Here is a 20,134-nt window from a genome sequence, read left to right on the forward strand (position 1 = left end):
ACAATCGCTGTATGACTAGCGGCCCACTCGAGTTCACGGTTTCTGCCAACGCGAATCCGGCGACCGATGAGGTACGCGAATCGATCCTGGCGAACCCCGGCTTCGGCAAATACCACACCGACCACATGGTGGCCATCGACTACACCGAAGGCCAGGGCTGGCACGACGCGAAGGTGATTCCGTACGGCCCGATCGAACTCGACCCCTCGGCCATCGTGCTGCACTATGCGCAGGAAGTCTTCGAGGGGCTGAAGGCATACCGGTGGGCCGACGGCTCGATCGTGTCGTTCCGGCCGGAGGCCAATGCGGCGCGGCTGCGGTCTTCGGCGCGACGGCTGGCGATCCCGGAACTTCCCGAGGACACGTTCATCGAATCGCTGCGTCAGCTGATCGCGGTCGACGAGAAGTGGGTGCCCGCGGCCGGCGGCGAGGAATCGCTGTATCTGCGGCCATTTATCATCGCCACCGAACCCGGGCTCGGCGTGCGGCCGGCCAACGAGTACCGCTACCTGGCCATCGGATCGCCGGCGGGGGCGTACTTCAAGGGCGGTATCAAGCCGGTGAGCGTGTGGCTCTCGCACGAGTACGTGCGCGCCTCGCCCGGCGGCACCGGCGCGGCCAAGTTCGGCGGTAACTATGCGGCGTCACTGTTGGCGCAGGCGCAGGCCGCCGACAACGGATGCGATCAGGTGGTGTGGCTGGACGCCATCGAGCGCCGGTATGTCGAAGAGATGGGCGGGATGAACCTGTTCTTCGTGTTCGGCAGCGGTGGTTCCGCCCGGCTGGTCACCCCGGAGCTGTCCGGCTCGCTGTTGCCGGGCATCACCCGGGATTCCTTGCTGCAGTTGGCAACCGACGCCGGATTCGCGGTAGAGGAACGCAAGATCGACGTCGACGAGTGGCAGAAGAAGGCCGCCGCGGGGGAGATCACCGAGGTGTTCGCGTGCGGGACGGCCGCAGTGATCACCCCGGTGTCACACGTCAAGCACGGCGACGGTGAATTCACCATCGCCGACGGCCAACCCGGCGAGATCACCATGGCGCTGCGCGACACCCTGACCGGCATCCAGCGCGGCACGTTCGCCGACACGCACGGCTGGATGGCCCGGCTGAACTAACCGATCGCAAGTCCGAGTGCGGCCACCGTCGTCGTCACCTCGACGGCTGCACCCAGCACGTCACCGGTGATGCCGCCGAACCGGCGCACACAGTGCGCTACCAGCACCACCGAACAGCCCACCGCAACGAGCACCACGACCGGGCCCTGCCACAGCCGCGGACCGGCGAAGGCCGCCAGCGCGGCCAGCGCCGCCACCCACGCCGCTACGACGAAGACCGGCTGGCTCCCGGCCACCAAGGCGCCCAGCGAACTGCCGGGCGCCGCCGGGACCGACCGCCGGCAGGCCGCCACTGCAGCGACCCGGCCTGCCGCCACCGCGGTGACGATCGCGACGGGACTGAGCTCCGAGAACGCCAGTGCCTGAATGGCTATCGTCACCACGACCGCCGCCACACCGAACGGTCCTGCTGAACCGTCGCGCATCACCGCCAAGGCCCGCTCCGGCGGGCCGTAGCAGCCCAGGCCGTCCACGGTGTCGCAGAACCCGTCGATGTGCAGGCCGCGGGTGGCCAGCAGCAGCGCCGCGACAGCCAACACCCCCGGCAGCGGACTGCTTGCAGAGAACGCCCACTGGCCCGCCCACACCGCCGCGGCGGCCAGCGCTCCGAGCGCAACGCCCACGACAGGCAGTGCCGTCAGCGCGCCACGGCCCAAGCCCGCAGACGACCGCACCGGCAACACCGTGCCGAACGCGAAAGAGCCTGCGAGGGAACGGATCACGGTGATGTTTCGGTAATGCCGGCCTCATCGAAAGTCGCCATCGAGCACAGTGTGGCGATCGCGGCACGCACGATCGGCAACGCCACCACGGCCCCGGTGCCCTCGCCCAGGCGCATTCCCAGATCGACGATCGGATCCAAGTCCAGTTGTGTCAGCGCAAGGCTGTGTGCGGGCTCGGTCGACCTGTGACCGGCCTGCCACCACGCCCGCGCGCCGGGCGCCAGACGATCGGCCACCAGTGCTGCCGCGGCCACCACCACGCCGTCGAGCAGCACCGGGGTGCGCCGCAACGCAGCCTGGGCACAGAATCCGGCCATCGCGGCCAGGTCGGCACCGCCGCACACCCGGAGCAGGCCGAGCGGATCTTCGGTGACGCCGCGAGCCCGGTACAGCGCGTCGCGTACCGCACTGGTCTTGCGCATCCAGCCGAGATCGTCGATGCCGGTGCCCCGGCCGACGGCCGCGACGGGCTCTGTTCCGGTGAGCGCGGCGATCAGGGTGGTTGCCGCGGTGGTGTTGCCGATCCCCATATCGCCCGCGATCAGCAGATCGGCACCCGCGTCGACCTCCTCGTCGGCGATCAGGCGACCGGCAGCCACCGCGGCTGTCACCTCGTCGGTACTCAGCGCGTCCTCGATCGCGATGTTGCCGGAACTGCGCCGCACCTTGTGGGCGCCGATCGCCGGGGAGAGCGGTTCAGCGGAGTCGACCGAGACGTCGACGACGCGCACCGTGGCGCCCGCGACCTCGGCCAGCACGTTGATGGCGGCGCCGCCGGCATCGAAGTTGGCCACCATCTGACCGGTGACCGCCGGCGGAAACGCCGACACCCCAGCCGAAGTGACGCCGTGATCACCGGCGAAGACCACGACCCGCGGCCGGGTCAGCTGCCGAGGCGGACAGACGCCCTGGCACGCGGCAGCCCAGACCGACAGATCTTCGAGCCGACCGAGTGAACCCGGTGGCTTGGTCAGCCTGTTCTGACGCTCCCGCGCCGCCACAGCCACCTCCGCATCCGGCGGCGTCACCGGGGCGAACACGAGTTCGGTCATGACGGCTCCTTGACGGTCAGCGGCTGGCCGGCCACCACGAGCACCACCCGGTCGCACACCTCTGCCAGCCGCTGGTTGACCGTGCCCAGCTCGTCGGCGAACCGACGCCCGGCCTCGGTGGCGGGCACCACGGTGAGCCCGACCTCGGGGCTGACCAGCACCAGGGGAGCGGCGAACGCGCCGACGGCGTCCACCAGCGCGGCGACGTCATCGCTCACCGAAGCGCCCGCCCAACCGCCGCGGCGGTCCAGCGTCGCGGTCAACCAGCCGCCGATGTCGTCGACCAGTGTCGGGGTGGCCGGGTCAGCGGGTAGGTCCGCGGCCAGATCCGTGGTCTCCACGGTGTGCCAGTGCGCGGTGCGGCGGGCCCGATGGGCGGCCACCCGAGCCGCCCAGGCCGGATCGCTGTCGGCGGCCGGGCCGGTGGCCAGATAGCGCACGGGGGTGGTGTCGCCGGCGGCATCGCGCACCGCCGACTCGGCCCACTGTGATTTGCCCGACCGGATTCCACCGAGCACCAGAATGCGCACCGGCGCGGTCAGTTGACTTTGTCGCCGCGGTTGACCATCGGCCGCGGGGCCCGCATCCGGCGCAGCTGAGACGCCCGGCTGGCCGCGTAAAAGCCCAGTTTCCAACCGCTTTCGATGTTGTCGGGGAACTTCTCGTCGACCATCCGGTTCACCTTGCGGCCGAGGACGACGCCGTCGAGCACCATCACCAGCACCAGGAGCAGCATCGCGTAGGACAGAATCTGCTGGAACTGCACCGCAGGCAACGCCAGCATGAAGAAGATCATCGTCAGCGCGGCGGGCATGAACAGGCCCAGCACGTTGCGGCGAGAGTCGACGATGTCGCGGGCGTACCGGCGCACCGGGCCCTTGTCGCGGGGCAGCAGGTACGCGTCCTCGCCGGCCATCATCTTCTCCCGGCGACCGGCCATCTCGGAGCGCCGGCTCAGGCGCTCGGCCTTGCGCTCTTCGCGGCTCAACTTGGGGCCGCGCATCTCCTTGCGGCGCTTGCGGGCCTCCGCGGCGGTCAGCGGGGCAGGCGCGACGGGTCCGCGCCGCTTGGCCGCCTCGCTGCGCTTGGGAGTCGGCCTACCCTTCGGGGCAGTGGCGCCGCCGAGGCTGGTGCCGTCGGGGTTGGCCTCGAGGTCGTTGGGGCGCTCGCCCTCGTCGTCGTTCTTACGGCCCAGCAGTTTCACGCCCGCCAGGTTACTGCCCGTCACGCACGCCCAGCCCACATGCCCCGGCCTGTGGATAAGTCGGGAATAGCGGCGGAACAAGGTACCGTTGAGTTAGTGGATGCGCGGGTATGCCACCGAATATGCCCGAGTGTCCTCAAGTACTTCGGCATCACGCTTAGGGAGAGCAATGACTGTTCAGGACGCGACCACCACCGAAACCCACGGTGTGACCCTGTCGGACGCTGCCGCGGCCAAGGCGAAGGCGCTGCTGGACCAGGAGGGCCGCGACGACCTGGCGTTGCGCATCGCCGTCCAGCCGGGCGGTTGTGCCGGTCTGCGTTACAACCTGTTCTTCGACGATCGCACTCTCGACGGTGACCTCAACGCCGAGTTCAGCGGTGTCCGGCTGACCGTCGACCGGATGAGCGCGCCGTACGTGCAGGGCGCCACCATCGACTTCGTCGACACCATCGAGAAGCAGGGCTTCACGATCGACAACCCGAACGCCACCGGGTCCTGCGCCTGCGGCGATTCCTTCAACTGACGCGCGGGCGGTCGGTGCTGCCCGTCAGTACTGACCGCCGGTTCGCAGCACGTACGAGCACACCAGCACGTTCTCGGTCTGGCCGTTGCGCTCGACCAGAAGCTGGGCGACACCCTGTTGTTCTTCATTCGGTGCGCGCTGGCCGCGTGCCGAGCCGCTGGCCGGCGCCACCCGCATCGTGAACAGCACCTGAGCCTGAGTGGTGGACCACGGCACGATCTTGTCGATGCCGGCCACCTCCGCGCGGCTGAACTGCTTGCGGAAAGCGTCGCTGGCCAGGCCGGCCACCGCCATATCGGTCTTGCGTTCCTTCACGGCATCGAACAATCCGCACAACGTGTGACGGGCGACCGTCTCGTCGTCGCCGTCCGTCAGCGCCGTCAGGTACTCCTGGATCGCAGCCTGCGCCCGTTCGTTGGAGATCACCCCGGGTTGGACGCTGCCGCTGCGTCCCATGACGACCACCACGCTGATCACTGCGGCCAGCACGGCTACGGCGGCAAGAGCCGCGACGATCTTGGGCCAGCGGCGACGCTTCTGATACGGCACCGGGGGTGGCAGCATCCCGGGATACGCGGATGGCACCTGCTCCGGATACTGCTGGGAGGGAACCGATTCGGGGTACTGGTAGGAACCAGTCATCAAATGGCGCTCCCCGGGTGATCTGGAGGTGGGTCACACGTCTACGGTGACCGGGCATACGGTTATACGCAGGTTAGCGCAACCCCGTGGGTAGCATTACCTAGACGACTTAACGAAATGAAGGGCAACGCTCCGTGACCATTGCAGTTACCGGGTCCATCGCGACCGACCATCTGATGAAGTTTCCCGGCAAGTTCTCCGAACAACTGCTGGCAGATCATCTCCAGAAGGTTTCGCTGAGCTTCCTGGTCGACGATCTGGTCATCCACCGCGGCGGCGTCGCGGGAAACATGGCGTACGCGATCGGCCTGCTCGGCGGCGACGTGACGTTGGTCGGCGCGGTAGGCAAGGACTTCGACGAATACCGCGGCTGGCTGACCTCGCACGGCGTGAACTGCGACAGCGTGCTCGTCTCGCCGTCCGCCTACACCGCGCGGTTCGTCTGCACCACCGACGAGGACATGGCCCAGATCGCGTCGTTCTACCCGGGCGCCATGTCCGAGGCACGCGACATCTCGCTGGCCGAGCTGGTCGGCCGCAACGGTGCTCCGGAACTGGTGATCGTCGGAGCCAACGACCCCGAAGCGATGTTCCTGCACACCGAGGAGTGCCGAAAGCTCGGACTGGCCTTCGCGGCCGATCCGTCGCAGCAGCTGGCACGACTGTCCGGCGATGAGATCCGCAAGCTGATCGACGGCGCCACCTACCTGTTCACCAATGACTACGAGTGGGATCTGCTTCTGCAGAAATCCGGGTGGTCGGAGGCCGAGGTGATGCAGCAGATCGAGCTGCGGGTCACCACGCTCGGCGAGAAGGGCGTCGACATCGTCGGACGCGACGGCACGTTCGTCCACGTCGACGTCGTACCCGAGACCCACAAGGAAGATCCGACCGGAATCGGCGACGCGTTCCGGGCCGGCTTCCTGACCGGCCGCAGCGCGGGGCTGAGCCTGGAACGTTCGGCTCAGCTCGCGTCGTTGGTCGCCGTCCTGGTGCTGGAGGCGCCGGGGCCGCAGGAATGGACCTGGGACGGCGCCGAGGCCGTGCGCCGACTCACCGATGCTTACGGCGACGACGCCGGTGCGGAGATCGCCGAAGCTCTGAGCTAGCGAGCCGCCTAGAGCTGCACGGGGTAGTGCGGCTCCTTGATCTGTGGCGTCACACTGTGTTCGACGAAGATCGCATGCCACAGCATGAAGATCAGCACGGTCCACAGCCGGCGGCTGTGATCGCTGACGCCGGCGCGGTGCTCATCGAGCATGGTGCGTACCGCGGTCAGATCCACCAGGTCGCCCGCCGCTGACTTGCCGACCATCGCGTAGGCCCAGTCCATCAACTCCCCGGCACGCAGCCAGTGCCGGATCGGCACCGGGAAACCCAGCTTCGGGCGATTGAGCACATGCGCGGGCACGATCGGCTCCAGCGCACGGCGCAGCGCGTACTTGGTCGTCGAGCGGGTGATCTTCTGATCGACCGGCAACCGCGAGGCCACCGCGAACACCTCGGGGTCCAGGAACGGCACCCGCAACTCCAGCGAATTGGCCATGGTCATCTTGTCGGCCTTGACCAGGATGTCGCCGCGCAACCAGGTGAACAGGTCGATGTGCTGCATGCGGGCCACCGGATCGGTGCCCTGCGACGCGGCGTACACGGGTGCGGTGACATCGGTGTGCGTCCACTCCGGACGGAACCGCGGCAACACGGCGCGCAGTTGGTCGTCGGAGAAGCTGCGGGCATTGCCGTAATAGCGCTCTTCGAGTGTCAGCGAGCCGCGGTGCAGCAGGCTCTTGCCGCGCATGCCCTCCGGCAGCGGCCGCGACGCCTTGCCCAGCGATTTGCGGACCGGCCGGGGGAGATAGTCGAAGGGCTTCAGCGACAGCGGCTCGCGATAGATCGTGTAGCCGCCGAACAACTCGTCGGCACCCTCGCCGGACAGCACCACCTTGACGTGCTTGCGGGCTTCACGGGCGATGAAGAACAGCGGCACCAGCGCCGGATCTGCGACCGGTTCGTCCAGGTACCAGACGATCTCGGGCAGCGCCTCGACGAACTCCGCCTGGCTTACCACCTTCGTGATGTGGCGGGCGCCGATCGCCTCGGCCGACGCCACCGCGACGTCGACCTCCGAGAATCCCTCTCGCTCGAATCCGGTCGTGAACGTGATGAGCCGCGGGTTGTGGCGCATCGCGAGCGCCGCGATCGCCGTCGAATCGATACCGCCGGACAGGAAAGCGCCGACGGTGACGTCGGCGCGCATGTGCTTGGCGACCGAATCCTCCAGTGCAGCGGTGATCTCGTCGTAGCGGGACTGTTCGGAGCCCGGCTTGAACGGCACAGCGCCGAATTTCGGCACGAAGTAGCGCGTCACCGCGGGAGGCGTTCCCGGCCGGATGCGGGCATAACTGCCCGACTCCAGCCGGCGGATGCCCCGGTGCAACGTCTCCGGCTCGGGGACGTATTGCAGCACCGTGTAGTGCTGCACTGCCCGCTCGTCGATCGTGAGGTCCAGGCCCAGCGTCGCGGACAGCTCCAGCAGGCACTTCTTCTCGCTGCCTACCGCGGTGCCGCCCGGCCCGGTTGCCATGAACAGCGGCTTGATGCCGAAGGGATCGCGTGCGCAGAACAACTCCTGCTCCACGGTGTCCCACAACGCGAAGGCAAACATGCCGCGCAGCCGGCGCAGTGCGTCGGCGCCCCAGTGGTGGTATGCCGCGACGATGGCCTCGCCGTCGCCGTCGGTGTGGAACACCGCACCGAATTCGGCCTTCAGTTCTGCCCTTAGTTCGACGTAGTTGTAGATCTCGCCGTTGAACACGAGCATGTAGCGATCCGGCGCGTCGGCGGGACCCCAGTGCAGGGGCTGATGGCTGTGCGCGATGTCGATGATCGACAGCCGGTTGAAGCCCAGTACCGCCTCGCCGGCCGACCAGGTTCCCGGCTCGTCGGGGCCACGGTGACGCATCAGGTGCGAGGCGTCGGCCACCTCACTGGCCAGCCGGGATTCGGTGCTCGGAGAGGCATCGTCCTGGGCGGGTCTCGACGGGTCAGTTACCAGGGCCAGCAGTCCGCACACCGCGCCAGTATGGCCCATTGCCCGGTCACTTCGCTCGTGCCCACCGGCGTGGTCTACGCTGCGTAGTATTCGCTGAAGTGACCGGCCGCTCGCGGTCGTGACATACCGACTTCTAGGAGGCGCCAACGTGACACCTCGCGGGCTCCGGGTGGTGTTGTTGTCCTTGGTCCTGGGTGGCTCGGCGCTATTGCTGAGCGGCTGCAGCTGGTCCGACGCATTGGCGCTGGGCTGGCCGGAGGGCATCACCCCCGAGGGCAAACTCAATCGCGAGCTGTGGATCGGCTCGGTGATCGCGTCGTTCGTCGTGGGCGCCATCGTGTGGGCACTGATCTTCTGGGCCAGCGCGTTCCACCGGAAGAAGAAGACGGACACCGAGCTACCGCGCCAGTTCGGCTACAACATGCCGCTGGAACTCGTGCTGACGGTCATCCCGTTCCTGATCATCTCGGTGCTGTTCTACTTCACCGTGGTGGTGCAGGAGCGCATGCTGCACAAGGAGCCCAACCCCGAGGTCGTCATCGATGTGACTGCCTTCCAGTGGAACTGGAAGTTCGGCTACCAGAAGATCGCCTACTCCGACGGCACGTTCAACTACGACGGTGCCGATCCCGAGCGCAAGGCCGCGATGGCGTCGGCGCCGGAGGGTGAGGACGCGCACGGTCAGGAGCAGGTCGGCGCGGTGAGCGGCATGAACCCCGAGGACCGCACCTACCTGAACTTCGACAAGATCGAGACACTGGGCTCGTCCACCGAGATCCCGGTGCTGGTGCTGCCGGTCGGCAAGCGCATCGAATTCCAGCTCAACTCCGCCGATGTGATCCACGGCTTCTGGGTTCCGGAGTTCCTGTTCAAGCGCGACGTGATGCCGAACCCGGAGGCCAACAACTCCGACCACATCTTCCAGGTCAGCAAGATCGAGGAGACCGGAGCGTTCGTCGGGCGCTGCACCGAGATGTGCGGCACCTACCACTCGATGATGAACTTCGAGGTGCGCGTGGTGGAGCCCAACGACTTCAAGGCATACATCGACCAGCGCACTGCGGGCAGGACCAATGCCGAAGCGCTGCAGGCGATCAACCAGGATCCGCTGGCGACCACCACACGGCCGTTCGATACCCGACGCGGTGAAATGGCACCGCAGGCGAGCAAGTAGGGACACTCATGCACATTGAAGCCCGGCTGTTCGAGATCCTCACGGCGTTCTTCGCGCTGTCCGCGGTCGTGTACGGCGTGCTGACCGCGATGTTCGCCAAGGGCGGCGTCGAGTGGGCAGGTACCACCGCGTTGGTGCTGACCACTGGTCTGACCCTGCTCACCGGTACGTTCTTCCGGTTCGTGGCGCGTCGTCTCGACACCCGCCCCGAGGACTACGAGGACGCCGAGATCAGCGACGGCGCCGGCGAACTGGGCTTCTACGCCCCGCACAGCTGGTGGCCGATCCTGATCGCGCTGTCCTTCTCCACCGCTGCCGTGGGCGCCGCACTGTGGCTGCCGTGGCTGCTCGTGGCCGGAATATGCTTTGTGCTGGTTTCGGCAGGCGGCTTGGTCTTCGAGTACTACTGGGGCCCCGAGAAGCACTGACCGCATCGGGGACGATGATCGACCGCCACCCGTTCAAGGTCACGATCGGGACACCAGTTCGCTCGACACCCGGACCGCCGGACTCACTGACGCCGGCGGGTTCGGTAATGTTGCCGTGGCACTGTCATCCGCAAACGGCATCGACCGTCCCGCGTGGCAGCGAAGCAGTCGAGAAGGATAGGCGTAGATGAGCGGGCCGAATCCCCCAGGACCGGATGCCGCCGGTTCGGATTTGCCGGATCAGCAACCCGGGAAGCATTCAGTACCCGAGGAACCCACGCAGGTCGCCGGAACAGATCCGGCCACCGGCGAGACTGAGTTCTACTCGCAGGCGTACTCCGCGCCCGAGTCCGAACAGTTCAGCAGCGGGCCGTACGTGCCGGGCGATCCGGGACTGTACGACTACGACAGCTACGACCCGGCCACCGAGCTGGTTGATCAGCCGCCGCCACCGCGTTGGCCTTGGGTCGTCGGTGTCACCGCCATCCTCGCCGCGATTGCGCTCGTGGCCTCGGTTGCCGTGTTGGTAACCCGCGACGACGAGACCGCCAACCTGGCGACGCCCCAGCCGAGCACGACGTCGTCGTTGCCGCCGGTGCAGGACGAGATCACCACGACGACACCGCCCGCGCCTCCGCCGCCTCCGCCGACCTCGGTTGAGCCGCCGCCGCCGCCTCCGGAGACCGTGACGATCACCGAGCCGCCGCCTCCGCCACCACCCCCTCCTGGCGGCGAGGCGCCACCGCCTCCACCGGCCACCACGACAGCACCGCCGACCACGACGACGCAGGCCGGCCCGCGGCAGGTCACCTACTCGGTGACCGGAACCAAGGCGCCGGGCGACATCATCACGATCACCTACGTCGACGGGAACGGTAACCGCCGCACGCTGCGCAACGTCTACATCCCGTGGACGTTCACGATGACGCCGATCTCGAACTCGGACGTCGGTTCGGTCGAGGCGTCCAGCTTGTTCCTGGTGAGCAGGTTGAACTGCTCCATCACCGCGAGCGACGGGACTGTGCTGTCGTCCAATGCCAACAACTCAGCGCAGACTGCCTGCTGATGACCGGGCCGATCACCGAACTCGACAGGACCGAGCGGATTCTGCTCGGTGCGGGCGCGGTCGCCTGGCTGTGCGCCCTGGGGGCAGCGGTGGCCGCTGTCGTGGCGCTTTTGGACCTGGCCCGTGGGAATTCGCAGGGCGCGGAGTCCGCAGACACGCCGTGGCTGCTCTACACCGTCATCGGAATCTCGGTCGTGGTGATTGTCGCTGCCGTGCCGCTGTTGCTGCGGGCACGGGCCCAGGCGGATAACCGGCAGCCGGTCCGTTCGCCCGCCCGGCGCCCGGCGCCGCCGAGTCGCTTCGGCTACGACAGAGCCGCTGCCGCGGTCGAGGAGGTGTGGCTGCGCTTCACGCTCGCGATGACGTGTGCGATCGGCGTGGCCACGGCCGCCATCGGACTGGCGACCTACCTGATGGCCACCGACAGCGATGTGGTCGCCTGGTGCCTGTACGGCGTTGCCGGCCTGATCACCGTCGGCATGGTCGCTTTGCCTGTGCTGGCGTTGCGTCAGCTCGATCAGGTGTCTGCCTAGCTCTTCAGCCGAGGTTGCGTTGCCGTCGGGCATTGGCGAGCGCTGTGACGCTACATTTGCCGGCGGGGCCGTGACGATCGAATAGCGTTGCCGTGCCAACTGCGACGCCGTTGCAGCTGAGATGATCGTCGGCGTGCAGGCCGATCCCCGGGCCGATGGGCAGGCGGGCCAGCATGAGCGTGGTGTCGGTATTGATGAATCCTGGACCGTGGGTTCCCCAGTTGCAGACGAGGCTGGTGTTCTCGGCGATCAGGGCGGCGCTCTGAAACGCCGTGAGTGGTTCGTCGTCGACAATGGGCGGAAAGTTCTGCCAGATCGCCTTGCGCTCGGCATTGTTGCCGGCGGCGAAGTCGGTGGTCCAGTCGTCGTGGCCGCTCTTGATCAGCGGTGGACCGGGTTCGGCATTCTTTGCTGGTGGGGTAGGGGGCCGGTCAGCGCTGTGCCATAAGTCTCCGTGCGGATCTGCGGTTTTGGGCATGTAGATGGCAGTGGCACGTGCGCGCGGTTCACCTGACTGCGTCACGGTGGCGTCCACCATGATGATCCGGCGCCCGCGGCGGACGGTGGATGAGTTCACGGTTAGCGGCTCAGTTCGCACGGGTGCGAAGAGATCAACCGTCAGGCGCGCCGGAATGAATCCTTCAGTGGCAGTGTCCAGTTCAATCTGGCGGGCCAGCGCTCCACAGACCGCGTATCCGCCGAGCTGAGTATCCGACCATACGCTTACCGAGGTTTTCTCCGGCACCAACGCACCGGATCCACCTGAGGTGAAGAACGACGTCACGATTGCAACATATTCGACCGCCGCTTCGCGTGAGTAACGCCACGGTGCTGTCGGCCGTCGAAAATCGCCATGGCGTTACTTGCGTAGCCGCAGAGGCGCGCTCCGCCACCGAGATTGCATTCAGGGACAAAAGCGGCGCCGGATTTGTCCCTGAATGCAATCTCGGTGGCGGTCGGACCAAACCGAGGCGAACACCAGCCCAAAAGCCGATCGCCGCAACCTCTCTTGAGAGGCTGCGGCGATCGGGTGAAGCCAGGGGGAGCGGTCAGTGATGACCGTTGGTCTCCCCGTCCTCATGGATACGGTCCTGGTGCTCCTTGAGTGCGGTGAGCGCCTTGCGTTCGGACGCATGTGCCGCCTCGGTGAGCGCCTCGTGTTCCACGGTCGGATCGGCGAACAGGAAGCTGCCGCTGCCGGGCTCGCCACCCGAGCCGAGCTTGTTCATCCGCTTCGGCAGGGCAGCGCCCTGGTACTCCAGCGGGATCGGGTGACCGTGGTCGTCGACCGGTCCCAGCGGCTGATGCAGCTCGACGTAGGCGCCGTGGGGCAGACGCTTGATGATGCCGGTCTCGATGCCGTGCTCCAGCACTGCGCGGTCGCTGCGCTGCAGCGAGATCGCCCACCGGTAGGTCACGTAGTAGACGATCGCCGGCAGCACCACCATGCCGATACGGCCGATCCACGTCGTCGCGTTGAGCGAGATGTGGAACTTCAGCGCGATGATGTCGTTCATGGCCGCCAGGGTCAGCACCATGTAGAACGCGATGGCCATCGCACCGATCGCGGTGCGCACCGGTGCATCACGCGGGCGCTGCAACAGGTTGTGGTGCGCGTCGTCGCCGCTGACCTTCTTCTCGATGAACGGGTAGGCGATCAGCAGCACGAAGATCAGACCCATGATCACCGCGACCCAGGTCGACGCGGGAATCGTGTAGCGGCCGAACGGGTAGAACTCCCACGCCGGCCAAATACGCGCCAGACCTTCCGTCCACATCATGTAGAAGTCCGGCTGGCTACCCGCCGACACCTGAGAAGGTTTGTACGGACCGAGATTCCAGATCGGGTTGATCGTCAGCAGACCACCCATCAGCCCCAGCACGCCGGTGATCAGCGCGAAGAACGCACCGGACTTGACGGCGAACACCGGCATGACGCGCACGCCGACCACGTTGGTCTCGGTGCGGCCGGGTCCCGGGAACTGGGTGTGCTTCTGGAACCACACCAGCGCAAGATGCGCGGCGATGAGCGCCAGGATGATGCCTGGGATCAGCAGGATGTGCAGCGCGTACAGGCGTGGGATCAGGATCTGGCCGGGGAAGTCCCCGCCGAACAGCGCCCAGTGCAACCAGGTTCCGATCACTGGCATGCCCAGCGAGATCGAGGACAGCGCGGCACGCAGGCCGATGCCCGAGAGCAGATCGTCGGGCAGCGAGTAGCCGAAGTAACCTTCGAACATGGCCAGGATCAGCAGCAGCGAGCCGATCACCCAGTTGGCCTCACGCGGGCGCCGGAACGCGCCGGTGAAGAAGATGCGGGCCAGGTGCACCATGATCGAGGCGGCGAACATCAGGGCGGCCCAGTGATGTACCTGGCGAACGAACAGACCGCCGCGCACCTCGAAGCTGATGTCCAGCGCTGTCTCGTAGGCCCGCGACATCTGCACGCCCCGAAGTGGCTGGTACACACCGTCATAGGTGACGTGCGCCATCGAGGGGTCGAAGAACAACGTCAGCCACACACCGGTGATCAACAGCACGATGAAGCTGTACAGGGCGATCTCACCCAACAGGAATGACCAGTGGGTGGGGAACACCTTGTTCAGCTGCCGGCGTACCGCGGCTGACGGGTGGTACCGCGAATCGATCGCATCGCCTTGCGCGGCTGCCATCTTGGCGAGGTCAGGGCTCATGATCTGCGCTCCCAGAATGCCGGTCCGACGGGCTCGACGAAGTCGCCGTTGGCGACCAGATACCCGTCTTTATCGATGGTGATGGGCAGCTGCGCCAACGCGCGCGCAGCCGGACCGAATATGGGCTTTGCGAAATGCAAGGCGTCGAACTGGGACTGGTGGCACGGGCAGAGGATGCGGTAGGTCTGCTGCTCGTAAAGCGAAGACGGGCAACCCAGGTGCGAGCAGACCTTGGTGAACGCGAACAGTTCGCCGAAGTTGAAGCTCTCCTGGCCCTTACGCTTGACCACCTTGTGCATGTCGGCCGGCTTGATGCGGATCAGCATGACCGGGTTGCGCACGCCCATGGAGATATCGGTCAGGTGATGCTGAGACTCGTAGGTGGTTCCGTCGCCGTCGGACTCGCGCCACGGGAACACGGTCTCCATACCGCCTGCGTCGAGGTCTTCGGGCCGCATCTTGACCAGCGGTGCGCCGATCGTGTTGCCGGTCGCGCGCGCCAGGTAGATCGTCTCGCCGTGGAATCGCGGCGTCCAGCCCGAGGTCCACAGCTCTGCCTTCATGCCGTCGGCGGTGGGCACCACGGGCTTCCACGGGTTCTTGATCAGACCGCCGATGAACGCCACGAGCGTGCCGGCCCCGAACGCGCCGAGCCCGATACCCAGCGACAAGCCGATCATCTTGCGGCGCTTGACGGTTGAGCCCTCGAGTGCGTCGGTCAGGTTGGCGGCGACGGTCTGGCGGTGCAACTCGGGGGAGCGCCCGTCATGGCGATCCTGGACCGAGATCTCCTCGGGGATGAACCGCTTCTGGAACAGCACCGCGCCGACGCCGATGGCCAGCACCGACAACCCGAACGTGAGGCCGTACAGCGGGGTGGCCAGGGAGTACAGGAACTCTCCTTCAGAACCGAAGGGCTGGTATTCCCACGGCCAGAAGATGAACACCAGCAGGAGTGCGAGTCCCGAAAGCCCGCCCAGCAGAAGCCAGTACGAAACCAGTCGCTCGCTGCGCTTCTCGGCCTTGGTGCCCGGCACCGGCCAGCGCGGCTCCTTGAAGATGGTCTCGACACCGTCGATCTTGCCGCCGAGCTCGACCAGTTCTTCGCGCGACATCGAGGCGAGCTGGGCGTCGCTCGGCTGGCCAGGTTCGCCGAGCTGGCCCGGGGTGTCGGTGCCCTTCATGTCTGGGCTTTCCTGGCTCATGCTCGGGCCCCGATCCACATCGCCACGCCGATGGCGGCAACCATTCCGATAATCCACATCGCCATGCCCTCGGGCGCGGGCCCGAAGCCGCCGAGCCCGTAGCCGCCGTAGCTGGGCGTCTCGGCCGATTCGCGGACGTAGGCGACGATGTCCTTCTTCTCCTCCGGCGAGAGCTGCCGGTCGGAGAACTTCGGCATGTTCTGCGGCCCGGTCAGCATCGCGGTGTAGATCTGCGCCGGGTTGGCGTCGCCGAGGTCGGGTGCGTACTTGCCGGAGGACAGCGCGCCACCCTTGCCGGTGAAGTTGTGGCAGGACGCGCAGTTGAGCCGGAACAGGTCACCGCCGCGGGCCACGTCGGAGCCGATCAACGACTCCTGGGCCACTGCGCCGTGCTCGTCGCGGATCACGGTGGGGCCGCCACCGTTGGCCTGCACATAGGCGCCGAGCGCGTCGATCTGCGACTCGTCGAAATGCTCGGGCTTCGCGGGTGCCTGCGCCTCGCCGCGCATCGCGGGCATCCGGCCGGTCGAGACCTGGAAGTAGACCGCGGCCTCACCGGTACCGATCAGGCTGGGGCCGCGATCACCCACACCCTGCAGATTCGCACCGTGGCAGGAGACGCATGACGTCTCGAACAGCTGCTTGCCGGTGCGCAGCAGTGCCGACTGCGACTCATCGGCCACGGCAACCTGCGGTGTCGGCGTCAGCGTGGCCGCAACACCACCCGCGAATGCCAGTCCGATCAGCAGCAGTAACCCTGCCGACAATCGCCGACGTAGCCGACGGCGCGACTTGCTGGTCATTGAACCCCTTCTCACCTGACGAAGTAGATGGTGGCGAACAGCGCAATCCAGACGATGTCGACGAAGTGCCAGTAGTACGAGACGACTATCGCCGCGGTGGCCTGCGCCGGCGTGAACTTGCTCATCTTCGTGCGGGCCAACAGGAAGATGAAGGCGATCAGGCCGCCGATCACGTGCAGTCCGTGGAATCCGGTCGCCAGATAGAAGACCGATCCGTAGGCGCTGCCCGGAATCGTGGTGCCGTGTTCGACCAGATGCAGGTACTCGTAGCCCTGGCCAAGCACGAAGAACAGGCCCATCAGGAACGTGATGACGTACCACCTGCGCAGGCCGAAGACGTCGCCGCGCTCGGCAGCGAACACTCCCATCTGACAGGTGAACGACGACGCGATGAGGACCAGCGTCACCGGTACGGCAAGGGCCAAATTGAGTTCGGTTGGCTCGGGCGGCCAGTCCCCAGCAGCCTGGGCGCGTGCGGTGAAGTACATCGCGAACAGCCCAGCAAAGAACATGAGTTCACTGGAAAGCCACACGATGGTGCCGACACTGACCATGTTCGGTCGGTTCAGCGAATGAACACGCGACGTGATGGCGGTTCCCGAGGTCCCTACAGCGCTCGTCACATCCGCAAGTATGACGCTTTGTAGTTGTCGAACTCCACCCGGGTCGAGCAATTGGCCGGATTCTCTTAGGGACGGATCCGGAACGGGATGTCCGCCGGGGGATAGCATTCGGCGGTGGCATCCGGATCATCGCAGCTGTCCCCGTCTCCCTCCCGGCCCGACGCGGCACCGTCGTGGCCGCGCATTTTGGGTCGGCTGACCACCGAACAGAGCCTGCCCAACGGCCACGCGGCCTGGGCGATGGACCAGATCATGACCGGTGTCGCCACCCCTGCCCAGATCGCCGGGTTCGCGGTGGCCATGAAGATGAAACGCCCGACGTCGTCCGAGGTTCGGGAGTTGGCCGACATCATGCTGTCGCACGCCCGCCGCGTACCGACCGACCAGATCGGCACCGACACCGTCGATATCGTCGGCACCGGCGGCGACGGTGCCAACACGGTGAACCTTTCCACAATGGCGGCGATCGTGGTGGCCGCCTGTGGGGTGCCGGTGGTCAAGCACGGCAACCGCGCGGCGTCATCGCTGTCGGGTGGTGCCGACACCCTGGAGGCGCTCGGGGTGCGGATCGATCTCGGTCCCGACGAGGTTGCCCGCAGTGTCGCCGAGGTCGGTATCGGTTTTGCGTTCGCGCCGCAGTTCCACCCGTCCTACCGGCACGCCTCGGTGGTGCGCCGCGAAATCGGGGTGCCGACGGTCTTCAATCTGCTTGGGCCGCTGACCAATCCGGCGGCACCGCGGGCCGGGCTGATCGGCTGCGCCTGGGCCGACCTGGCCGAGGTGATGGCCGGTGTTTTCGCCGCGCGCGGTTCCAGCGTGCTGGTGGTACACGGCGACGACGGTCTCGACGAGCTGACCACCACGACCACCAGCACGATCTGGCGCGTCCAGGCCGGCACGATGGAGCGGCTGACGTTCGACCCCGCGGCGTTCGGCTTCGGGCGGGCCGAGATCAGTGAACTGGTCGGCGGTGACGCCGCGGCCAACGCTGCCGAGGCGCGTGCGGTGCTCAGCGGCGCCAAGGGTCCGGTACGCGATGCGGTGGTGCTCAACGCAGCAGGGGCGATGGTTGCGCACGCAGGCCTAGCCAGCGACGCCCAGTGGACGCCGGCCTGGGAGTCTGGTCTGGCGCGCGCCGCCGAGGCCATCGATTCCGGTGCGGCCGAACAGCTCCTCGCGCGTTGGGTGCGGCTCGGTCAGCAACTCTGAGCGTGTCTCCTGTTGGGCGGCCAGCCGGGCCGACCGTGCCGTCGCCGCCCACTGCGCGTAACGGCCTGCGGCGCCAACCGGCGTGGCGTAGCCGATGCTCGATCGCACGATGCGCACACCCGGCTGAGCCAGCCAGCGCGCAATGAGCGCGGTCTCCTCGACGAGTGCCCCGCCGAGTGGTCCCTGAGTGGGCAGCACCACCTGTGCGGCGGCGCAGAGCGCGTCGACGACCGGCATGGGCGGCACGCCCCGGCTCGCCGTGCCCGCGGCGGCCAGCTGCCCGTGGCGGATCACCGAAAAGCGCCAGCCCCCGTTGCCGTCACCTCGCGCCGTCACCAACTCGGGCAGCGCGGCAAGGGCAGCAAGCCGCTGCCCGCGCCACAGTGCCTCGATCGCCACGGCGGCGTGATCGCGTAGGCGGGCGGCGGTCTCGTACCGGCTGGCCGCGGCCAGCTCCGCGATGTGGGCCAGTACCGCTGCCAGCACCGAGTTGTCGGTGCCGTCGATCAACGCGGTGGCGCGCCGGATGGCCACCGCGTAGTCGTCGGCGCCGACGCCTTGTGGCGCCGGGCACGGGGAGAGCTCACGTTCTGGGCAGTGATGCGCCGCGGCGACGCCGAGCCTGCCCGTGCAGGTACGCACTCCGGTGAACCGGGCCAGGAGGGCCGCTGTGTCCACCGCGTCCGACCGGGCGGAGAACGGCCCGATCGCGGTGCGGTGCTTGGGGTTTCGCACGGTGGACAGCCGCGGGAACGCCTCGTCGGTCAGCGCCACCCACCACCACCGTCGGGGGGATTTGGAGCGCCGGTTGTACGGCGGCGCGTGGGCGGCCAGCAGCCGCAGCTCGCGCACCCCGGCTTCCAGCTCGTGTGCGCACTCGACGTGGTCGACCGCGGTGGCCAGCGATGCCATCTCCTTCATCCGGGCCCGGGGGTCGGCGCCGGTGAAGTACTGCCGGACGCGACGTCGCAGATCGACAGCGGTTCCGACGTAGAGCACCTCGTCGGACGGCCCGCGGAACAGGTACACCCCAGGCCGGTTGGGCAGCCGGTCGGCCAGTGTCCGGTTGCGGCGCTGAGCCGGGGTGGTGTCGGGCAGATACGACCGCAGGTCCGCGAACGTGTGGATGCCTTGGTTGCCGACCCGTTCGATCAGCCCATGCAAAACGTCGACAGTGGCCCTGGCATCGTCGAGCGCCCGGTGGGTCGGGGTCGTCGAGGCGCCGAACAGCCGCGCCAACGCCGCAAGCCGGACACTTGGCGCCTCGTCGCGCGTGAGCACCCGCCGCGCCAGTCGCACCGTGCAGAGCACCGGCGGCCTCGGCCACGTGACCTCAGCCCGCTGCGCTGCGGCCCGCAGGAAACCGATGTCGAATCCGGCGTTGTGGGCCACCAACACCGCACCCCGGGAGAACTCAAGAAAAGCGGGTAGGACGGCGTCGATCTTCGGCGCGTCACGCACCATCGCCGTGGTGATCCCGGTCAGCTCGACGATCTGGGGCGGGATGGCACGTCCCGGGTCCACAAGGGTGGCCAGCTCACCCAGCACCTCGCCGCCGCGGATCTTGACCGCACCGATCTCTGTGATGGCGTCATGCGGGCCACCCGGCTGCGCCGCGGTCGCCCGCCCGCCGGTGGTTTCGAGGTCCACCACCACGAAGGTGGTGTCGGCGAGGGATACGGCGTCCAGAGCTGAGCCGAAATCCAAGGCCAGTTGCCCGACGTCGCCCATGGGTGATGACGGTAGGGACAGCCACCGACACCTTCGGGTCGACACGCTTGTCGGTCCTCGTCGATACCGTGCGGGCAAACCGATCGAGAGGACGGTCAAGATGAGACATGGGCAGTATTCCCGCGGTGCGGAACCGGACCCGGGCAGCGTGACCATCGACTGCGACGATTGCGCGGTCCGCGGACCGGGCTGTCAGGACTGTGTCGTCAGCGTGTTGCTCGGCGTACCCGAAAAGTTGCTGGATGACGAGCGTCGGGCCCTGGAAGTGCTCGCTGACGTGGGGTTGGCGCCGCGGCTTCGGCTCGTGCCGGTTCACCGGAACGGTAAATCGGGGGTCGCCTGACGACACGTAA

At 67.3% G+C, this 20,134-nt stretch carries 20 protein-coding genes and 1 pseudogene; 9 read left to right on the forward strand and 12 right to left on the reverse strand.

From position 1 onward, the window contains the following. Nucleotides 1-11: 11 nt before the first annotated feature. Nucleotides 12-1,118 (forward strand): branched-chain amino acid aminotransferase, encoded by a 1,107-nt coding sequence (locus ABQF30_RS19500; RefSeq protein WP_448466771.1) that lies wholly within the window; start codon nucleotides 12-14, stop codon nucleotides 1,116-1,118. Here the strand turns inward: ABQF30_RS19500 and ABQF30_RS19505 are convergent. The 4 genes from ABQF30_RS19505 to ABQF30_RS19520 are packed head-to-tail and all read right to left on the reverse strand — an operon-like array spanning nucleotide 1,115 to nucleotide 4,096. Next, entirely contained in the window at nucleotides 1,115-1,840 is a 726-nt protein-coding gene (locus ABQF30_RS19505) for an adenosylcobinamide-GDP ribazoletransferase (protein ID WP_448466772.1), read from the reverse strand. The two genes, ABQF30_RS19500 and ABQF30_RS19505, sit on opposite strands and share 4 nt — an antisense overlap. Further along, a complete protein-coding gene (gene cobT, locus ABQF30_RS19510; protein WP_448466774.1) occupies nucleotides 1,837-2,892 on the reverse strand; it encodes a nicotinate-nucleotide--dimethylbenzimidazole phosphoribosyltransferase in 1,056 nt (351 codons plus the stop codon). Before cobT ends, ABQF30_RS19505 begins: the two co-directional genes overlap by 4 nt. Further along, complete coding sequence (locus tag ABQF30_RS19515) at nucleotides 2,889-3,422, reverse strand: bifunctional adenosylcobinamide kinase/adenosylcobinamide-phosphate guanylyltransferase (RefSeq protein ID WP_448466776.1); 534 nt, start codon at nucleotides 3,420-3,422, stop codon at nucleotides 2,889-2,891. Before ABQF30_RS19515 ends, cobT begins: the two co-directional genes overlap by 4 nt. An 8-nt stretch (nucleotides 3,423-3,430) precedes the next feature. Beyond that, on the reverse strand, nucleotides 3,431-4,096 hold the full coding sequence (locus ABQF30_RS19520; protein ID WP_448467247.1) for a DUF3043 domain-containing protein: 666 nt from the start codon (nucleotides 4,094-4,096) through the stop codon (nucleotides 3,431-3,433). Nucleotides 4,097-4,265: 169 nt separating this feature from the next. On the opposite strand from ABQF30_RS19520, the gene ABQF30_RS19525 reads away from it, so the two are divergent. Next, the gene (locus ABQF30_RS19525; RefSeq protein ID WP_448466778.1) at nucleotides 4,266-4,622 is read left to right on the forward strand and encodes a HesB/IscA family protein; all 357 of its coding nucleotides are present in this window, start codon (nucleotides 4,266-4,268) and stop codon (nucleotides 4,620-4,622) included. Between the two features lie 24 nt (nucleotides 4,623-4,646). Here ABQF30_RS19525 and ABQF30_RS19530 read toward each other — a convergent pair whose 3' ends face one another. Further along, nucleotides 4,647-5,264: an Rv0361 family membrane protein gene (locus tag ABQF30_RS19530; RefSeq protein WP_448466780.1), complete on the reverse strand. Its 618-nt coding sequence runs from the start codon at nucleotides 5,262-5,264 to the stop codon at nucleotides 4,647-4,649. A 134-nt stretch (nucleotides 5,265-5,398) separates the two neighbouring features. Between ABQF30_RS19530 and ABQF30_RS19535 the strand changes: the two genes are divergently transcribed. Next, a complete protein-coding gene (locus ABQF30_RS19535; RefSeq protein ID WP_448466782.1) occupies nucleotides 5,399-6,373 on the forward strand; it encodes a carbohydrate kinase family protein in 975 nt (324 codons plus the stop codon). Between the two features lie 8 nt (nucleotides 6,374-6,381). Here ABQF30_RS19535 and asnB read toward each other — a convergent pair whose 3' ends face one another. After that, nucleotides 6,382-8,337, reverse strand: a complete 1,956-nt coding sequence (gene asnB, locus ABQF30_RS19540; RefSeq protein ID WP_448467249.1) for an asparagine synthase (glutamine-hydrolyzing) — start codon at nucleotides 8,335-8,337, stop codon at nucleotides 6,382-6,384. A gap of 97 nt (nucleotides 8,338-8,434) precedes the next feature. Between asnB and ctaC the strand changes: the two genes are divergently transcribed. The 4 genes from ctaC to ABQF30_RS19560 all read left to right on the forward strand — a co-directional run bounded on the left by ctaC (nucleotide 8,435) and on the right by ABQF30_RS19560 (nucleotide 11,517). After that, nucleotides 8,435-9,490, forward strand: coding sequence for an aa3-type cytochrome oxidase subunit II (ctaC, locus tag ABQF30_RS19545; RefSeq protein ID WP_448466784.1), 1,056 nt, complete (start codon nucleotides 8,435-8,437; stop codon nucleotides 9,488-9,490). An 8-nt stretch (nucleotides 9,491-9,498) separates the two neighbouring features. Continuing rightward, nucleotides 9,499-9,918, forward strand: a complete 420-nt coding sequence (locus ABQF30_RS19550) for a cytochrome c oxidase subunit 4 (protein WP_448466786.1) — start codon at nucleotides 9,499-9,501, stop codon at nucleotides 9,916-9,918. 187 nt (nucleotides 9,919-10,105) lie between these two features. Continuing rightward, the gene (locus tag ABQF30_RS19555) at nucleotides 10,106-10,984 is read left to right on the forward strand and encodes an MmpS family transport accessory protein (RefSeq protein WP_448466788.1); all 879 of its coding nucleotides are present in this window, start codon (nucleotides 10,106-10,108) and stop codon (nucleotides 10,982-10,984) included. Next, nucleotides 10,984-11,517: a DUF2561 family protein gene (locus ABQF30_RS19560; RefSeq protein WP_448466790.1), complete on the forward strand. Its 534-nt coding sequence runs from the start codon at nucleotides 10,984-10,986 to the stop codon at nucleotides 11,515-11,517. The genes ABQF30_RS19555 and ABQF30_RS19560 overlap by 1 nt, the downstream gene beginning before the upstream one ends. Nucleotides 11,518-11,521: 4 nt before the next feature. Here the strand turns inward: ABQF30_RS19560 and ABQF30_RS19565 are convergent, their stop codons facing one another. The 5 genes from ABQF30_RS19565 to ctaE form a co-directional block, all read right to left on the reverse strand. Further along, the gene (locus ABQF30_RS19565; protein WP_448466792.1) at nucleotides 11,522-12,262 is read right to left on the reverse strand and encodes an acyl-CoA thioesterase domain-containing protein; all 741 of its coding nucleotides are present in this window, start codon (nucleotides 12,260-12,262) and stop codon (nucleotides 11,522-11,524) included. A gap of 304 nt (nucleotides 12,263-12,566) precedes the next feature. Further along, nucleotides 12,567-14,210: a cytochrome bc1 complex cytochrome b subunit gene (qcrB, locus tag ABQF30_RS19570; protein ID WP_448466794.1), complete on the reverse strand. Its 1,644-nt coding sequence runs from the start codon at nucleotides 14,208-14,210 to the stop codon at nucleotides 12,567-12,569. Further along, nucleotides 14,207-15,415 (reverse strand): cytochrome bc1 complex Rieske iron-sulfur subunit, encoded by a 1,209-nt coding sequence (gene qcrA / locus ABQF30_RS19575; protein ID WP_448466796.1) that lies wholly within the window; start codon nucleotides 15,413-15,415, stop codon nucleotides 14,207-14,209. Before qcrA ends, qcrB begins: the two co-directional genes overlap by 4 nt. After that, nucleotides 15,412-16,218 (reverse strand): cytochrome bc1 complex diheme cytochrome c subunit, encoded by an 807-nt coding sequence (qcrC, locus tag ABQF30_RS19580; RefSeq protein WP_448466798.1) that lies wholly within the window; start codon nucleotides 16,216-16,218, stop codon nucleotides 15,412-15,414. Before qcrC ends, qcrA begins: the two co-directional genes overlap by 4 nt. 11 nt (nucleotides 16,219-16,229) lie before the next feature. Next, a complete protein-coding gene (ctaE, locus tag ABQF30_RS19585) occupies nucleotides 16,230-16,841 on the reverse strand; it encodes an aa3-type cytochrome oxidase subunit III (protein ID WP_448466800.1) in 612 nt (203 codons plus the stop codon). 114 nt (nucleotides 16,842-16,955) lie between these two features. Between ctaE and trpD the strand changes: the two genes are divergently transcribed. After that, complete coding sequence (gene trpD / locus ABQF30_RS19590) at nucleotides 16,956-18,050, forward strand: anthranilate phosphoribosyltransferase (RefSeq protein ID WP_448466802.1); 1,095 nt, start codon at nucleotides 16,956-16,958, stop codon at nucleotides 18,048-18,050. Here the strand turns inward: trpD and ABQF30_RS19595 are convergent. After that, nucleotides 17,988-19,937: pseudogene (locus ABQF30_RS19595) on the reverse strand (DEDD exonuclease domain-containing protein); the annotation flags it as partial. The gene trpD and the pseudogene ABQF30_RS19595 overlap by 63 nt on opposite strands. Here ABQF30_RS19595 and ABQF30_RS19600 point away from each other — a divergent pair. Beyond that, on the forward strand, nucleotides 19,882-20,124 hold the full coding sequence (locus tag ABQF30_RS19600) for a hypothetical protein (protein WP_448466804.1): 243 nt from the start codon (nucleotides 19,882-19,884) through the stop codon (nucleotides 20,122-20,124). The pseudogene ABQF30_RS19595 and the gene ABQF30_RS19600 sit on opposite strands and share 56 nt — an antisense overlap. The last annotated feature ends 10 nt before the right edge of the window (nucleotides 20,125-20,134 follow it).

It is taken from the genome of Mycolicibacterium sp. XJ870, from assembly GCF_053483975.1.

Excerpts from the sequence above, each read along its gene's own strand:
- ABQF30_RS19500 (WP_448466771.1), top strand. The coding sequence starts at position 12 with ATGACTAGCGGCCCACTCGAGTTCACGGTTTCTGCCAACGCGAATCCG.
- cobT (WP_448466774.1), bottom strand. The coding sequence starts at position 2,892 with ATGACCGAACTCGTGTTCGCCCCGGTGACGCCGCCGGATGCGGAGGTG.
- ABQF30_RS19525 (WP_448466778.1), top strand. The coding sequence starts at position 4,266 with ATGACTGTTCAGGACGCGACCACCACCGAAACCCACGGTGTGACCCTG.
- ABQF30_RS19530 (WP_448466780.1), bottom strand. The coding sequence starts at position 5,264 with ATGACTGGTTCCTACCAGTACCCCGAATCGGTTCCCTCCCAGCAGTAT.
- ABQF30_RS19550 (WP_448466786.1), top strand. The coding sequence starts at position 9,499 with ATGCACATTGAAGCCCGGCTGTTCGAGATCCTCACGGCGTTCTTCGCG.
- ABQF30_RS19555 (WP_448466788.1), top strand. The coding sequence starts at position 10,106 with ATGAGCGGGCCGAATCCCCCAGGACCGGATGCCGCCGGTTCGGATTTG.
- ABQF30_RS19560 (WP_448466790.1), top strand. The coding sequence starts at position 10,984 with ATGACCGGGCCGATCACCGAACTCGACAGGACCGAGCGGATTCTGCTC.
- qcrB (WP_448466794.1), bottom strand. The coding sequence starts at position 14,210 with ATGAGCCCTGACCTCGCCAAGATGGCAGCCGCGCAAGGCGATGCGATC.
- qcrA (WP_448466796.1), bottom strand. The coding sequence starts at position 15,415 with ATGAGCCAGGAAAGCCCAGACATGAAGGGCACCGACACCCCGGGCCAG.
- qcrC (WP_448466798.1), bottom strand. The coding sequence starts at position 16,218 with ATGACCAGCAAGTCGCGCCGTCGGCTACGTCGGCGATTGTCGGCAGGG.
- ABQF30_RS19600 (WP_448466804.1), top strand. The coding sequence starts at position 19,882 with ATGAGACATGGGCAGTATTCCCGCGGTGCGGAACCGGACCCGGGCAGC.